Below are 16058 nucleotides of genomic sequence, written 5' to 3'. Positions count from 1 at the left end.
TTGCGGGGTGTCCGCGGCATGGATGCCGCGGCCAAGCCTCCAGGGACGGATTCACGGCGTCCCCGCAATCCGACACCGCCCCGCCAAACCACAGACAACCCAGAGCCGCTTTGGCTTTGGCTTTGGCTGTTGCCGGCCAGCGGCCGGCACTACCGCAGGTGCAGGGCGCAGCCCTGCCGCCCCACCCTCCCCTGCGCACGAAAACGATTTCACTGATTTCAGCAAACCGTCATGCCTTCGCCACGCCAATACCATATTGCGGAGCAGCATGCGCCCGCGGGCGACCCATGCTAAAAAACGCCCGCCCATCGCTTAGATCGATCCAAGAACGACATTGCGATGGCCGGGAGTTGGGGGAGCAGCAACAGGACGTACCAGGCCACGCGCACGGTGCTACTGCCACTGCATGGCAATAGCGACAATGTCACTTCAAATTAGATCGATTCAAGTTGTCCGTGCCACGTCACCGGATCAATCCAGGAGAGAGGGAGAGATGGGAATGAAGCATTCAACACGTACGCATGGCCAGGACGCACTGGCGCTGGCCATCGCGCTGGCCTTGGCCGCCGCCGTCATTCCGGCTGGCGCCGCCGCGCAGCAGGCCGCTTCCACCGGCTCGCAGGAAGCCACCAACCTGGACAGCGTCCAGGTCACCGGCTACCGCTACGCCATTGAAAAGAGCCTTGAGCAGAAGCGCGACGCCAACGCCGTGGTCGAAGTGATCACCGCCGAAGACGTCGGCAAGTTCCCCGACAAGAACGTGGCCGACGCACTGCAGCGCGTGCCCGGCGTGGTCATCACCCGCAGTGGCGGCGAAGGCAAGAGCGTCAGCGTGCGTGGCCTGGCACCCGACCTGACCCTGACCCAGTTGAACGGCAACTACGTGGCCACGTCGGAAACCAACGACGAAGCCACCCGTTCGTTCAACTACACCCTGTTGCCGTCGAACATGCTGTCCAGCGCCGAGCTGTTCAAATCGCCGGAAGCCCGCATCGACGAAGGCGGCATCGGCGGCACGGTCATCCTGCACACCCGCCGTCCGCTGGACATGGAGTCCAACTCGGGCTTCGTCACGCTCGAGGGCACCTCCTCCGATACCCACCACGATATCGACCCGCAGGCCTCGGCCCTGTATTCGTGGCACAGCAAGGACGAGCGTTTCGGCGTGCTGATCGGCGTGACGCAGCAGAAGCGCACCACCCGCACCATGGAAGCCAGCACCGAGGACTACCAGTGGTACGGCGCCGGCAAGGCGCGCGATGCCTATGGCAACGTGCAGGCGCAGGATGGCATCCACTACTGGTGGGGCAAGTCCGGCTTCAACAACCAGACCGGGGGCAACTACAGCGACTTCTTCATGCCGACGTCGGTCAACTTCGCGGTGAAGGAAGAGAAGCGCGAACGCAAGGGCGGCCAGCTGACCTTCCAGTTCAAGCCCGTCGACAACGTTACGATGACGGCCAACTACTTCCGCTTCGAGCTGCAGGGTGACTACACCCAGAACATGCTGAAGATTCCGGAATGGAGCATGGCCCGCTTCAACGGCGATGGAAACTGGGCCGGCGGCCGCCTGCTCAACGGCCTGGATTTCGATCCCAGCGGCAACACCGTTACCGGCGCCCAGTTCGAAAAGCTGGCTGGAAAGACCTACTACTGCAGCGAAGACCAGGCCAAGGCCGCTGGCCTCAAGCCCGGCGGCTGGGGCCCGGACGACTGCACGGTTCCGACGCCGCAGCTGACCGGTGGCTACAGCAAGGAAAAGGCACTCTCGCAGACCGCTGACCTGACCATCGACTGGGACATCAGCCCGCTGTGGAAGGCCTCGTTCACCGGTGGCCGCACCTGGTCCGAAGGTGGTCCGTCGATGAACTTCCGGATGTCGGCCAAGCCGCGCCGCAAGGTCGGCAACGATTACCTGTTGGGCAACCTGTACAGCGCCTGGGACCTGACCGGTACGCCGTCGGCCACCTTCTCGCCCGACCTGCAGCAGCAGTTGATGAACGGCACCGCCGAAGTCGACACCGGCTCGACCGATTCGTCGTGGAAGCGCACCGAGGTCAAGCAGAACTACTTCCAGGCCGACGTCACCAAGCTGTTCGAGTCCGGCTGGCTGGACTCGATCCAGTTCGGCGCCAAGTACCGTGACGGCAAGGTCCATCGCAATACCGGCAACACCTACTGGGTGTGCCCGGGCCGCGACCCGGCCGACTATGACAACAGCCGCTACCAGAGTGGCTGCGATCCGACTGCGGGCGACGCGCAGCCGGGCTTCTTCCTGTCCAATCCGATCAACAACATCGCGGGCGGCTTCAATGCCAATGTGTTCCCGGGCATCAACTACCCGGCCTACATCGATTACCTGAACAAGACCTACGGTGGTTCGCACAACCGCACCGAGGAAGACTTCGTCTACAACGTCAACGAGAAGATCTACTCGGGCTACTTCCAGGCCAACTTCCGCACCGAACGCGTGCGCGGCAATGTCGGCGTGCGCGTGGTGCGCACCAAGCAGTTCGCGCAGTCCTCCGACTCGATCGAGAAGTTCAACGACTACTTCCTGGACAACGCGTCCGGCGCACCGATGGCGTGCACCGATCCGGCCGCTGCGGCCTACCCGACCTACAGCTGCGAGAGCGGCTTCGTGCGCCTGCCGCACGATCTGGCGCAGAGCAAGACCTACAGCCTGATCGGCGTGGATCGCACCTACACTGACGTACTGCCGAGTTTCAATATCGCCTGGGACATCACCGACACGCTGGTGCTGCGTGGTGCCGCATCGAAGGTGATCGCCCGCCCCGGCTACACCGACATCGCAGCACCGGGCGCACTGAGCTACTACAGCGAAGAGTACGTCAATGATCGCCGCGTTGCCGGTGGCGCATCGACCGCAGGCTGGGTCGGCCAGGGCAGCAACAAGCAACTGGAACCGTTCAAGGCCACCCAGTTCGACCTGGGCCTGGAGTGGTACTTCCAGCCGGGCGCGGTCGCCGGCGTCGGCCTGTTCCGCAAGAACGTGGACAACTTCACCTTGCCGGTGGTGCGCGACACGCCGATGGTCATCAACGGTGAAGCGGTGAACGTGCAGCGCTACGAGACCCAGGCCAATGGCCGCGATGGTGTCTCGCAGGGCGTCGAGCTGTATGGCCAGTACACCTTCGATTTCGGCTTCGGCGTGCAGGCCAACTACACCTACAACGACACCAACCTGGCTTCCATTGTTCTGGACGGGCAGGAAATCGGCTCCTCGCCGCTGGTCGGCAGCGCCAAGAACCAGGCCAACGTGACGGTGTTCTACGAGAACGAGAAGTTCCTCGCGCGCGCCTCGTTCAACCGTCGCGGCCAGGTGGTCGGTGGGCTCAACAATGGCCTCACCGTCTACACCGAGCCGTATGACCAGCTGGATCTGAACGTGGCCTACAACCTGACCCCGGACTGGACCCTGACCGCCTCGGTGATCAATGCCACCAAGTCCGAGCAGCGCGTGCACCTGGGAAGCGACACCAAGGCACGCCTGATCTCCAATACCTACGCAGGCCGCCAGCTGTACTTCGGCGCTACCTGGAAGTTCTAAGGCAACACCGGGTTGCCCGGGCCCGCCCCGGTGCAACCCACGCCCCTCCCTGGCGGGGACGTTCCTCCACGGCAGCCACGCTGGTACAGGTGGCTGCCGTTTTCATTGGTGCTTTGTCTTCGGTTCAGCCCTGCGCTTGACCCTGCCAATGTTGGAAGGTGCACACTGGCGCCACCCCAAGAGCACCGAAGGAGCTACAGATGGAATTCCACGTTGAAGGCATGACCTGCGGCGGCTGCGCACGCAGCGTGACCAAGGCGATCGAGCTGGTCGATCCGCAGGCCAGCGTGCAGGCAGATCCGGCCAGCCGTCGCGTGCAGGTGCAGACCTCGGCCAGCGAAGCGCAGATCGTGGCGGCACTGACCGATGCAGGCTTCCCGCCGCGCACGGCCTGATCCCCTAGCCTGCGCCTGCAACGAAAAACCCGCCCGGTGCAGCTGCACCGGGCGGGTTTTTCATGTATGCAACGCCAGGTCAGTGCTTGTGCGTGCGGCGCCGTACTGCACCGGTCTTCGCGGTCTCCGGCGGTGCCAGGGTCTCTTCGTCTTCGCCCAGCCGCTGCAGGATCGGGCATTCCGGGCGCTCATCGCCCGCACAGCAGCTGATCAACGACTTCAGCGTGTCGGCCATCTGCCGCATGCTTTCGATACGCTGCTCCAGGTCGGCGATGTGCTGTTCGGCAAGATGCTTGACGTCGGCACTGTGCCGCGAGGTGTCGTTCCACAGGCCGAGCAGATCGGTGATCTCGGCCACCTGGAAGCCAAGATCGCGCGCCCGCCGAATGAAGCGCAGGCGGTGGATGTCCGCCTGCGAATATGCCCGGTAGCCGGACTCGGTGCGATCGGCCGCAGGAATCAGGCCGATCTGTTCGTAGTAGCGGATCATCTTCGCCGAAACACTGGACGCCTTGGCGGCTTCACCGATGTTCATGCGGTTCTCCTTCAGTGGCTCGCAGCGGGGGCATCCGCCATCGGCGGCTGGAAGCGGCGCAGGCGCAGTGCGTTGCCCAGCACGAACACGCTGGACAGCGCCATCGCACCGGCGGCGAACACCGGCGACAGCAGCACACCCCATACCGGGTACAGCACGCCGGCCGCTACCGGAATCAATGCGGTGTTGTAGGCGAAGGCCCAGAACAGGTTCTGCCGGATGTTGCCCAGCGTCGCCTTCGACAGCGCGATGGCATTCGGCACACCCTGCAGGTTGCCCGACATCAGCACCACATCGGCCGACTCCACCGCGATATCGGTGCCGGTCCCGATCGCCAGGCCAACATCGGCCTCGGCCAGCGCCGGCGCATCGTTGATGCCGTCACCAACAAAGGCGACGTGGCCATGCGTGGCCTTCAGGCGCCGCACCGCCTCGACCTTGCCTTCCGGCAGCACCTCGGCCACTACCTCATCGATACCCAGCTGGCGTGCGATCGCCTGCGCGGTGCCGGCATTGTCGCCGGTGATCATCGCCACCTTCAGGCCCAGCTGGTGCAGTGCCGCGATCGCGGCCGGCGTGCTCGGCTTGATCGGATCGGATACTGCGATGATCGCTGCCAAGCGTCCATCGATGGCCGCGTACAACGGCGACTTGCCCTGCGCGCCGAGTTCGGCCGCCAGCGCTGCAAACGCGGTGATATCCACGCCAAGATCGCGCATGAAACGATCGGCGCCGACCTCCACACGCGCACCCTCCACGCTGGCGCGTACGCCCATGCCGGTGACCGACTCGAAATCAATCATCGACGGCAGCGCGAGGCCCTGCTCGGTGGCTGCATCGACAATGGCGCGGGCGATCGGATGCTCCGAACGTGACTCCACGGTAGCCACCGCGGCCAGTACCGTGGCGCGATCGAAGCCGTCGGCGATCTCCAGGTCGGTCAGGCGCGGGCGGCCTTCGGTCAGCGTGCCGGTCTTGTCCACCGCCACCACCTGCGCGTCCTTCAGCAACTGCAGCGCTTCACCCTTGCGGAACAGCACGCCCATTTCGGCGCCACGACCGGTTCCGACCATGATCGACGTCGGCGTGGCCAGGCCCATTGCACACGGGCAGGCGATGATCAGTACCGCCACCGCATTGACCAGCGCGAAGCTCAGCGCCGGCGATGGGCCGAAGATCAACCAGACCGCGAAGGTCGCCAGTGCGGCCAGCATCACCGCCGGCACGAACCACAGGGTAACCTTGTCGACCACCGCCTGGATCGGCAGCTTCGAGCCCTGTGCCTGTTCGACCATGCGGATGATCTGCGCCAGCATGGTCTGCGCGCCCACCGCCGTGGCACGCACGGTCAATGCACCTTTCTGGTTGACCGTGCCGCCGACCACGCTGCTGCCCGGCTGCTTCTCGACCGGAATCGGTTCGCCACTGATCATCGACTCGTCGATGTAGCTGCGCCCCTCGATCACCTCGCCATCGACCGGCACGCGCTCGCCCGGGCGCACTTCCACCACATCGCCGCTCAGAACCTCGTTGACCGGGATCTCGATCGTGCGGCCGTCACGGATCACATGCGCGACCTTGGCCTGCAGGTTGACCAGGCGCTTGATCGCCTCCGAGGTACGGCCCTTCGCGCGCGCCTCAAGGAAGCGGCCGAGCAGGATCAGCGCGACGATCACCGCCGCTGCTTCGTAGTAGACGTTCACCGTGCCCGGCGGCAGCAACCGCGGTGCAAAGGTCGCCACCACCGAGTAACCGAACGCTGCGGCGGTACCCACCGCCACCAGCGAGTTCATGTCCGGCGCCAGCCGCAGCAGTGCCGGGAAACCCTTCTGGTAGAAACGGCGGCCGGGAATGGCCAGCACCAGCAGGGTCAGTACGAACTGCAGGTACCAGCTGGTCTGCATGCCGAGGGTGGCCATCACCCATTCGTGCATGCCGGGAATCAGGTGCGAACCCATTTCCAGCACGAACACCGGAAGTGCAACTGCGGTGGCCACGATCAGGTCGCGTTTCAGTTCGGCGCGCTCGGCATCCTTCTTTTCCGCCGCTTCGTCATCGGACTGAACGCCCGCTTCGATGGCACGGGCGGCATAACCGACCTTGTCGATGGCCGCTATCAGCGCGTCTACGCCCGCAACGCCGCGCACGGTCGCACGCTCCGTGGCCAGGTTGACGCTGGCCTGGCTGACGCCCGGTACCGCCAGCAGCGCGCGCTCGACGCGGCCGACGCAGGAGGCACAGGTCATGCCTTCCACTGCCAGCTCGATGGTGCCGGCCGGCACGTCATAACCCACCCGCTCCACCGCCTGGATCAGCGCGGCGCGATCGACCGGACCGGACGCGCGGATATCCGCACGTTCGGTGGCCAGATTGACCGAAACACTGCCGACGCCCTCGACCTTGGACAGCGCCGCTTCGACACGACCGACGCAGCTGGCGCAGGTCATGCCCTCGATGGGCAGGCTGATGGTGGATGGGCTTGCGGGGACTGCAGTGGCGCGGGGCGTGCTCATGATCGGATTCCCGGGGTTCCTTCTGGATGCGGACAGGCTAAACCTTGCCATCGTGGGAAGGTCAAATCCAGCCACCCCGGGGTTCATGAAGGGGTTCATCCACGCATGGCGTGGATCTACCGGGCGGACGGGGGCGCCTTGCGGATCAAGGCCCGACGCCCCCGCCGTCCACCTCAGAAGGTGAACACGTATTCCAGCGCGAACTCGCGGCCAACCGCGCCGAGCAGGCGGGTCGGAGCGAAATCGTAGTCCAGCTTGTACGGGTCCTTGTGGTTCCAGCTGGCCGAGTTGAACGCGTTGTTGACGTAGACATTGACCTTGGCGTGCTCGGTCACCTGGTAGCCCACGTTGAAGTTCCAGGTGATGAACGGCCCGACCCGCCCGTAGTAGCGCGCCGTCTGCTGGCCGGCATTGGGATTCGGATTCGGCGAGCCGTCCGGACGCGTGGCCGGCTCCAGGCAGTTGAGCGACGGGCTGTCGCTGGGCACGTAACCATCGGCGAACGGCAGGCAGCCGCCAGGATTGTTCAGGCGATCGGTGCCCCAGTGGTAGCGTACGCCCGGCACCGAACCGATGCGATCGGCATAGACGTTGGCATTCCAATTGCCACGCTGCCAGGCCAGGCTCGCGCGCAGCTTGCTGCGCAGGTCACGGTCACGACGCTCCGGGTTCGGATCGTTGGCGTAACGCTGTTCCTTGGTTGAGATCTGGTTGGTGTAGTTCAGGCCGAGCTGGAAGCTGCCCCACTGCGCGGTTTCCAGGCGATAGCGCGCGGTCAGGTCGATGCCGCGCACTTCGCGGCTGGCCAGGTTGAACGGGCCGCGCTCGATCGATACCAGGCGGCCGTTGCTGTCACGGTTCACGCGGGCCAGGATGCCAGCGCAATACTCGCCACCGGCCGGATTGGCCCACGGCGTACCGTCCATGTTCTTGCCGGTCAGGCAGCCCGCTTCGCTGGCCAGCACCTCGTCGGCGCCAACGTCGACGATCATGTCTTCCAGCTTGATTGCCCAGTAGTCGGCACTGACCGACAGATTGGGCATCACGTCCCAGACGAAACCGACCGTCCACGAATCACCGGTCTCCGAGCGCAGCAGCGGCGTGCCGCGCCGGTTCACGTCGAACGTGTACCAGACATCGGTATTGCCCACGCCACAGTTGTTGACCAGGTACGCGCCGCTCTGGATGCAGCGCAGGCGGTCATAGGTCTGCACTTCGGAGCTGCTGGGCTGGCCCAGCAGGTAGTGCATGTCCGGCGCATGGAAGCTGGTGGCATAGGAGCCGCGCACCAGCAGCGACTCCACCGGGCGCCATTCCAGGCCGACATTCCAGGTGGTCTCCTTCTGGCTGCCGATGTCCAGCGCTTCGCCGCTGTTGTCAGCCTTGTAGCTGCCATAGCGGTCATAGCGCGCGGCCGCAGTGGCGGTCACGCTTTCCAGCAGCGGAATCTTGAACTCGACGCCGGCCGAATAGCGGGTGCGCTCGCCGCCACCGCGATCGACGTTCTGCAGGTCGAAGTCGATGCCGGCGCGCGGGTCGGGGCTGAGGTGATAGCCCTGCTGCGCAACCTCGGCCACCGCCGCGAACGAGATCGGGCCGGCCCAGCCCTGGAACAACTCGCCGGTGATATCCGCCGAAGCCTGGTTGACCCATGAGGACGCACGGTTCTTCGCCACGGTGCCCATCTGCCAGTACTGGTCCGGCGTCAGCGGGTTCCACCAGCGCGATTCGTTCAGTGCGTAGATCGCCTCGCCGTCGGCGGTAGTGCCCAGCTTCGGGCCTAGGAAATAGTCGTACGACTTCTGCTTGTCGACCACGTTCTGCCGCTCTTCAACGCGGTAGTAGGAACGCCCCACCGTGGCGCTCCAGTCGAAGCGATCGGCCAGGCGACCACGCAGGCCCGCACTCCAGTCCCAGGACAGTTCGCGGTTGGTGTTGCGCAGCGTATCCAGGCCGCCCACCTCGTTCGGGGTGAACTGGCGCACGCCGAGGATCGGGCGGTTGCGGTTGGCGTCCCAGTAGTAGCCGTTGTCATCGTCGATCAGCGACACGCCGGGCGGATTGGTGCCCCAGATCGCTTCGGAACGGTACACCGCCAGGTTGGTCCAGGCCTGCAGGTCATTGCTGAAATCGAAGGTGGCATACAGGTTGCCGGACACGTTCTCGGCACCGCCGGTGAGCAGCCAGTTGGCGTAGTCGGCGCTCATGCCGCACAAGCGGCCGGTGTTGGTGATGGTGTTGGCGGCGTAGTTGTAGACCAGGCGATCGGCGGTGTAGTACTCGCCATCGAACTTCTCGCAGGTGCCGGTGGGCGGCGCCAGGCGCTGGCCGGTGGTGGGATCGATCAGCGCCAGGCCGGCGGTGGGACGGAAGCCGACCTTGCGTTGTTCCATGTTCCAGGACGGGTACGGCGCATCGTCGGCATCGTCCATCTGCGGACGGTCACGTCCGAACAGCGGATCGCGCTTGGTGTACTGCAGCGCGTAGGTCACGCTCCAGTTGTCGCCGGTCTTGCCGCCGGCCCAGGACAGGTCCCAGGTATCGCGCCCGCCTTCGGTGGAGGTGCCGCCGCGCACGCGCACTTCGTCGCCGTCGTAGTTGGTTTTCAGGATGACGTTGACCACGCCGGCGATCGCATCCGAGCCATAGATGGCCGAGGCGCCACCGGTCAGTACTTCGATGCGCTCGACTGCGGCAGCGGGAATGTTGCCGTAGTTGGAGAAGTTGGTTTCGCCACCGTAGGGCAGCGGGTAGTCGGCCACGCGGCGGCCGTTGACCAGCAGCAGCGAGCGGTTCGGGCCCATCCCGCGCAGGTTCAGGCCGCTGGCATTGGGCGTATGCGAGCCCCACTGCGAGGCCGCCTCGACGGTGCCGGTGGCTTCAGTGAGTGTCTTCAGCGCGTCGTACACGCTGACGAAGCCTTCCTTCTGGATCTGTGCGGCAGTGATCACGTTGACCGGCGCCGGACCTTCGACGCTGGCGCGCTTGATGCGCGAACCGGTGACGGTGACCGCGTCGAGATCCTTGGTGGACGAGTTGGCGGCCTCCTGCGCGCTGGCCGCCAGGGGCAACAGGGCCAGGACCAAGGCCTGGGACAGCAGGTGACGACGCTTGCGGACGATCTGAGCCATGGGTGGTTGCTCTTCGAAAGTGTGGACGCACGGACGGGTGGTGGCGCGGCACTACGGCTGATCCGGGCACCTGGATCGGTTCAAGACCGTCCCGACACCCTCCCCTGTGGATCGATCCAAACTAAAGCACAGCTGAACCACGCCCGGCATGCGGCGACGCAGCAACACGTGGCGTAATGCCGTTATCGGCTGCAGGTATCCAGAACAATCAACGGGTTGCGAAACATCGCTGATAAGACGGCGCACACGTCAATGACACGATCGCGACAATCGTGCGCGGAACTGTTTTGTCCGCCCTCAGCGGCTTCTCTCGTCCGATTGAAGCGGGACAAAACGGCCATTGCGGAGTGCATAGTGGCTTGAGGCCTTCCCGTCAGGCCCGGCACCCCACCACGTGATGGTGAACCCGTCGTGCTGCCAGACCACCGAGGAAAAGTCGGACTCACTTTCGGGACTTCCCGAGTTCTGGCTGGCCAGGGACACGGTCTCAAGGCAACTACTGATCAGTATCCTGCCCCGCTCAACAGGTTTGGGCGGGATCAATTCGTAGACGAAGAGTTCGATCTCACGCCCCGCGCCACAATGGCCCATCGGGCTATCGGCGTTTGAATCGAATACCTGGTACATCGCCCGAAAGCGTTGATTTCCAATCAGATGCTCGCGCGTGTCGACGAACGCACCATTAGCAGCGGGAGTCAGCGTCACCCCGCTCAGGACAGTGTCGATGCGGATTCCCTCGGGACCGGCCGCCTTCCAGATCAACACGGGGGACTGCCCCTCTTCCGCAGCTGTTACAGCGGCAGGCAGCAGACAGAGAAGCAGCAAGAGCAGTCGAGGCATGCAGAAGGAGGATCGTTGCCACAGGGATGTGGGCCCCCACTGTCGAGAATCTCGATTGGATCGTCCAGTCGGAAACACGGATGCCCCTGCGTTCCGCTGTTTGGCGAATGCTCTGGCTATTCGAGCGCGTCAAAAGCGTCGCTTTTCGGCAATGCGTGCGCATCCAGATGGGGTCAGAGCCCTTCTGCGAAGGGATCCGACCCCGGGCTTGCGATCAGGCGTCCAGCGCCTGCCGCAGCGCGGCTACGGTGGCGGTTGCGGTCTGGCTCCAGTCCGGGTCCAGTCCGCGCAGCGCCGGGTTCTGGAACTGCATGGCCGAGCGGCGCAGGCCCTTGGCCGAGGCGTGCAGTTCGGTGCAGCCGGTCTGCCTTGCCACGGTAGCGATGTTGCCCGGTGCCAATCCGGCACCAGCCATCACCGTAATGCGGCCCGCTGCCTGGGTAACGAGGCCTGCCAGCACATCGGCACCGGCCTCGGCGCTGACCTGGCCACCCGAGGTCAGCACGCGCTGGCAACCCAGCCCGATCACCTGCTCGAGCGCCGCCGGCAGATCGCGGGCAGCGTCGAAGGCGCGATGGAAGGTCACCTGCAACGGCCCGGCAGCCTGCACCAGCTCGCGGCACAGCGCCACGTCGATCCCGCCCTGTACATCCAGCGCGCCGATCACCACGCCATCGCAGCCCAGCGCACGGCACTGCGCGATGTCACGCAGCATCAGTTCGGTTTCCAGTGCGTCGTAGTGGAAGTCGCCCGGGCGCGGCCGCACCAGCACGAACAGCGGAATCGACAGGCGTTCGCGGGCGATCGCGATGCTGGCGAACGACGGCGTGGTGCCGCCCTCGGCCAGGTTGTCGAACAGCTCGATGCGGTCGGCGCCGCCGGCCTGTGCCGCCAGCGCCGAAGCCAGCGAGTTGCTGGCGATCTCCAGGGTGAGCCGCGTGCTCACGCCTGGGTGCTCGTGTAGATCGATGGCGAATCACGCAGGTCATCCTGGCGCTGCGCATCGCAGACCGCGTAGACGAAGCCGCGATGCAACGCGTAGGCGCCCACCTCGCCCTGCTTGTTCATGGCCAGGAAGCACACCTGCAGTGTCTTGCTCGCTTCGGGGCGCTTGCGCACCACGCGATCGATCGCTTCGCGGCAGGCCTGCGCCGGCGAGCGCCCCTGGCGCATCAGCTCGACCACCAGGAACGAGGCGGCGTTGCGGATCATCTCTTCACCCACGCCCGAAGCAGTGGCCGCGCCCACTTCGTTGTCGACGTACAGGCCAGCACCGATGATCGGACTGTCGCCAACGCGGCCGTGCAGTTTCCACGCCATGCCGCTGGTGGTGCAGGCACCGGCCAGATGGCCCTTGGCATCCAGTGCCAGCATGCCGATGGTGTCGTGGTTGTCGCTGTTGCCGGGAATACCACGGCGCTCGGCATTGATCTGTGGCTGGTACTTCTCGGTCTTCAACCACTCGCGCCAGGCGGCTTCGGCCTGCGGCGTCAGCAGGTGCTTGCGCTCGAAACCCTGCTGCACCGCGAACTGCTGCGCGCCCTCGCCCACCAGCAGCACGTGCGGGCTGTTCTCCATCACTTTGCGCGCCACCGAGACCGGATGCAGGATGTCGACCAGCGCGGCCACTGCACCACAGCGGCCATCGCCGTCCATGATGCTCGCGTCCAGGCTCAGCACGCCGTCGCGATCCGGGTTGCCACAATGGCCGACGGTGGGGTTGCACAGCTCGCTCTCGGCCCAGCGTGCACCCGCCTCCACCGCATCCAGCGCGCTGCCACCCTGTGCCAGCACCTTCCATGCGGCCTGGTTGGCCGGCACGCCGAAGTCCCAGGTGGAAACCACCCTGGCCCCCCCCTGCGTGCGCGCATGCACGCCCGGCAATGCCGCCATGCCTGCGGCCAGTGCACCGGCCTGCAGGAACTGCCTGCGATCCACCATCTTCCCCTCCCAGTCTGCAATGCATGGCCGGCCCGATGCCGGCCCTGCCGATCAGTCGTGCGTGGGTTGCCGCGCTGCGTGCCAGACCGCTGCACCGAGCACGCCCAGCTGGCCGTGCTCCACCCGCCATACCGGCACCTGGCGCAGCACCTCGGTCAGCACGCCCTTGTTGAGGAAGCGCTCACGGAAGCGGCCATCGGCCAGGAAATCCTGCACATGCGCGGAAATGCCCCCGGCCAGGTATACCGAGCGCGCGCCGACGGCGATCGCCGCGTCGCCGGCCAGGCTGCCCAGCCAGGCACAGAACACCTGCAACGTTTCCACAGCAAGCGCGTCCTCGCCACTGCGCGCGGCGCCGATCAGTGCCTCGGTGCTGGTCCACACCGGGGTGACGCCGCGCAGTTCGCACAGGCACGGATACAGGTTCATCAGGCCGCTGCCGGAAAGCACCCGTTCGTTGTCCACGTGCGGCCAGCGCTGCAGCAGTTTGCCCAGCACCTGCAGTTCCAGCGCGTTGCCGGCGCCGAGCGCGGCATGGCCGATCTCGCTGGCCAGCACCGGGCGCTCGCCATCGGCGAAACGCAGCGCGGCACCCAGGCCGGTACCGGCACCCAGCACCAGCGCCGGGAAGGCCTGCGCCGGATCGGCGTCGCCATTCAGTGGGTCCAGGGTTTCCGGCTGCAGGTACGGGATAGCCAGCGCCACCGCTTCGAAATCATTGATCAGCTGCAGTTCGCGCAGGCCGGACTGTTCGCGCGTGGTCGACAGCGAGACTGTCCACGGCAGGTTCGAGTTGATCAGCACATCGCCATCGAGCAGGCCGGCGATGGCGACCACCGCGGTCTGCACCGGCTGGCCAAGGCCTGCGGTGAAATCGGCCAGGATCGCGGCCAGGCTGGGATGCTCGGCGCAGGCATAGGTGCGATGGCTGCCCAGCAGCGGCGCGTGGCCGGGTTGGGTCTCAGCCAAGGCCAGGCGGGCGAAGGTGCCGCCGACATCGGCAACGACCAGATGGCGCGGAAGACCACCGCGGGCGGAGTCGGAGGAAACCGGGGACGCTGCTGCGATGGTCACGCTGGCCTGCTTGGATCGATTGAATCGCCCCGATTCTCAGGCATCGGGGCGGCTTTGCCTAGCGCGCCGATGGTTCAGGTTGGTCTACATGCCTTCCTGTTCGGCCACCTGCACGCCATCCACCAGCACGCGCAGGCGCTGCGGGCGGAAGCCGGCGAACAACAGCGGCCGGGTGCGCTCGACCAGCACTTCGTGGCCGGCGATGTGGCGCAGCCACGACTGTACCAGCGAGAACGAGAAGTGGGTGCCCGGATGCAGCGGGTGTTGCACCCAGACCTTCTCGGTAGCGCTCTGCAGCAGCATCGCGCCGGTGAACCAGTGGCGGCTGAGGGTCACCGGCGTAGTGCCGGCCATGAAGCGGATATCCATGCGGGGTCCTTTCGCGTTGGGCAGCGACGCCCTTGGATCAGGGCTGGGCAGTCTGCAGGCTGTAGCTGGTGGTGGCGGTGAACACTGCACCATCAGGCTGGGTGGATCGTACCTCGACCTTGTGGCTGCCCACGGCCAGATCGGTCGGCAACGCGCCGCGCCACAGGTGCGGCGATGCAGTGGCCTCCGGCGAACGGTCGTAGCCACGCAGGCTGCTGGCCAGATCATCGGCCACGTTCTCCACCATCAGGCGCGGATCGGGCTGGCTGACCTGCTTCATCGGCTGCCAGGCGCCGCCATCCACGCGGTACTCGACCACGCTGGCGTCCTCGCCCATGTAGACGTTGGCATAGATGCCCCAGGCCGGGTAGGCGCCCTGGCGCAGCACCTTGGGTGCATGCAGGCCGATCTGCTCGCTGGCCGGCTGGCCGGCCACGCGGTACTGCAGCTTGTAGCTGCCGTTGCCGGCCACGTCGAGCAGCGCATAACCCTTCGGTGTGCCATCGCTCATGGTGCTGTCCGGCACGCCGGCGGCATTCTTCACGCCCGACCAGAACGCACCGCAGTTGGCACCGACGTTGTATTCGTGCAGCGGCTTGTCACCGTTCCAGCCCTCGGCCTTGCCGTGGTAGACGTGCTGCTGGATGTGGCTGTGGCCGCTGAGCACCAGCACGTTGCGGAAGTCCTTCAGCAGATCGAACAGGCGCTGGCGGTCGGCGTGACGGAAAGTCTCGCGCCCCGCCGCCGCGTCGAACAGCGGGATGTGCATGCCCAGCACCAGCAGGCGATCCTTGTGCAGGCCCTTCAGGTAGCTGGCGAGGAAAGCGAACTGGTCTTCGCGCAGGCCGCCGATGTACTTCGGCTTGGCCTTGGGGTCGTAGACCACGTCGTCCAGGAACACGAAGCTGGCGCCACCCTCTTCCACCGCGTAGGTGTCCGGGCCGTAGATGTTGCGCCAGCTGTCCAGCGAGTGTTCGTCGCTGGCCGCATCGAAGTCGAGATCGTGGTTGCCCGGCACGTGGAACCACGGCACGCCAAGCGCGGTGGTGACCTTGTTGATCGCCGGGTACAGGGTCAGGTCGTCGTTGACGATGTCACCCAGGGTGGTGCCCATGCGCGCCCTGGTCTGGCCAACCAGCGGCGCCACGATCGACTGCTGGTAGTAGCCGATGTCCTTCAGGCTGGCGGTCTGCGAATCGGTGAACACCAGCATCTGGAAACCACGGCGGCTGTCATGGCGGTCCGACTGCAGGGCGAAATCCCAGTTGCGGGTGACGTCGCTGGTCGCGGCGATGCCACCGTACTTCAGTGCCGGTGAACCGTTCGGGCGGTAGTGGCGCCAGAACGAAGGCAGGCCATCGGCCGCCTTCGGGAACGAATACGCATCGGGCTTGATCACGAACACGGTCTGGCCGTCGCGCACTGGCAGGCTGTAGCTGCCGTCGGCGGCGGTCTTGACGATGGCCTCGCCGTTGGAGACCTGCACCCCGGCCAGGCCCGGATCGGTCGCACCGCGCCCGGGTTTGCCGTCGCGCTCCAGGTAGACCTTGCCGCTGACCACGGTGTCCGCGGCCCAGGCCGGCGAGGTCAGCAACAGGCAGCACAGCCAGGCGGCAGGCAGTTTCATGGGCGGTCCGGGAAAGAAGAAGACTCCCTATTGTAGAGCCGAGCCATGCTCGGCTGCATTGC

At 65.7% G+C, this 16058-nt stretch carries 11 protein-coding genes; 2 read left to right on the top strand and 9 right to left on the bottom strand.

Annotated features, from left to right (window positions below):
• Nucleotides 1-493 precede the first annotated feature (493 nt).
• Both V3B64_RS15050 and V3B64_RS15045 read left to right on the top strand, forming a co-directional pair.
• Nucleotides 494-3571 carry a TonB-dependent receptor gene (locus tag V3B64_RS15050; RefSeq protein WP_121503159.1) on the top strand — a complete coding sequence of 1026 codons (3078 nt, stop codon included), beginning with the start codon at nt 494-496 and terminating at the stop codon, nt 3569-3571.
• Nucleotides 3572-3771: 200 nt separating this feature from the next.
• Nucleotides 3772-3966, top strand: coding sequence for a heavy-metal-associated domain-containing protein (locus tag V3B64_RS15045; RefSeq protein WP_021204511.1), 195 nt, complete (start codon nt 3772-3774; stop codon nt 3964-3966).
• A 79-nt stretch (nt 3967-4045) separates the two neighbouring features.
• Here V3B64_RS15045 and cueR read toward each other — a convergent pair whose 3' ends face one another.
• From cueR to V3B64_RS15000, 9 genes are all read right to left on the bottom strand, one after another.
• Nucleotides 4046-4501, bottom strand: a complete 456-nt coding sequence (gene cueR, locus V3B64_RS15040) for a Cu(I)-responsive transcriptional regulator (protein ID WP_032129957.1) — start codon at nt 4499-4501, stop codon at nt 4046-4048.
• Between the two features lie 11 nt (nt 4502-4512).
• Complete coding sequence (locus V3B64_RS15035) at nt 4513-7014, bottom strand: heavy metal translocating P-type ATPase (protein WP_329914391.1); 2502 nt, start codon at nt 7012-7014, stop codon at nt 4513-4515.
• A gap of 173 nt (nt 7015-7187) precedes the next feature.
• A complete protein-coding gene (locus V3B64_RS15030) occupies nt 7188-10145 on the bottom strand; it encodes a TonB-dependent receptor (protein ID WP_329893148.1) in 2958 nt (985 codons plus the stop codon).
• A 297-nt stretch (nt 10146-10442) separates the two neighbouring features.
• A complete protein-coding gene (locus V3B64_RS15025) occupies nt 10443-10985 on the bottom strand; it encodes a hypothetical protein (RefSeq protein ID WP_219634854.1) in 543 nt (180 codons plus the stop codon).
• A gap of 214 nt (nt 10986-11199) precedes the next feature.
• The gene (locus V3B64_RS15020) at nt 11200-11931 is read right to left on the bottom strand and encodes a copper homeostasis protein CutC (RefSeq protein WP_032129954.1); all 732 of its coding nucleotides are present in this window, start codon (nt 11929-11931) and stop codon (nt 11200-11202) included.
• Nucleotides 11928-12926, bottom strand: coding sequence for a N(4)-(beta-N-acetylglucosaminyl)-L-asparaginase (locus V3B64_RS15015; protein ID WP_121503155.1), 999 nt, complete (start codon nt 12924-12926; stop codon nt 11928-11930). Before V3B64_RS15015 ends, V3B64_RS15020 begins: the two co-directional genes overlap by 4 nt.
• Before the next feature lie 51 nt (nt 12927-12977).
• On the bottom strand, nt 12978-14000 hold the full coding sequence (locus V3B64_RS15010) for a glucokinase family protein (protein ID WP_121503154.1): 1023 nt from the start codon (nt 13998-14000) through the stop codon (nt 12978-12980).
• 84 nt (nt 14001-14084) lie between these two features.
• On the bottom strand, nt 14085-14369 hold the full coding sequence (locus tag V3B64_RS15005) for a hypothetical protein (protein ID WP_005409434.1): 285 nt from the start codon (nt 14367-14369) through the stop codon (nt 14085-14087).
• 37 nt (nt 14370-14406) lie between these two features.
• Nucleotides 14407-15996, bottom strand: coding sequence for a calcineurin-like phosphoesterase family protein (locus tag V3B64_RS15000; RefSeq protein ID WP_329914390.1), 1590 nt, complete (start codon nt 15994-15996; stop codon nt 14407-14409).
• Between the last annotated feature and the right edge of the window lie 62 nt (nt 15997-16058).

This window comes from Stenotrophomonas sp. SMYL86 (assembly GCF_036320025.1).
In the GTDB taxonomy this organism is placed as follows: Bacteria; Pseudomonadota; Gammaproteobacteria; order Xanthomonadales; family Xanthomonadaceae; genus Stenotrophomonas; species Stenotrophomonas maltophilia_A.
The sequence above is the reverse complement of the archived record's forward strand: the minus strand, read 5'-3'. Positions and strand labels throughout refer to the sequence as shown.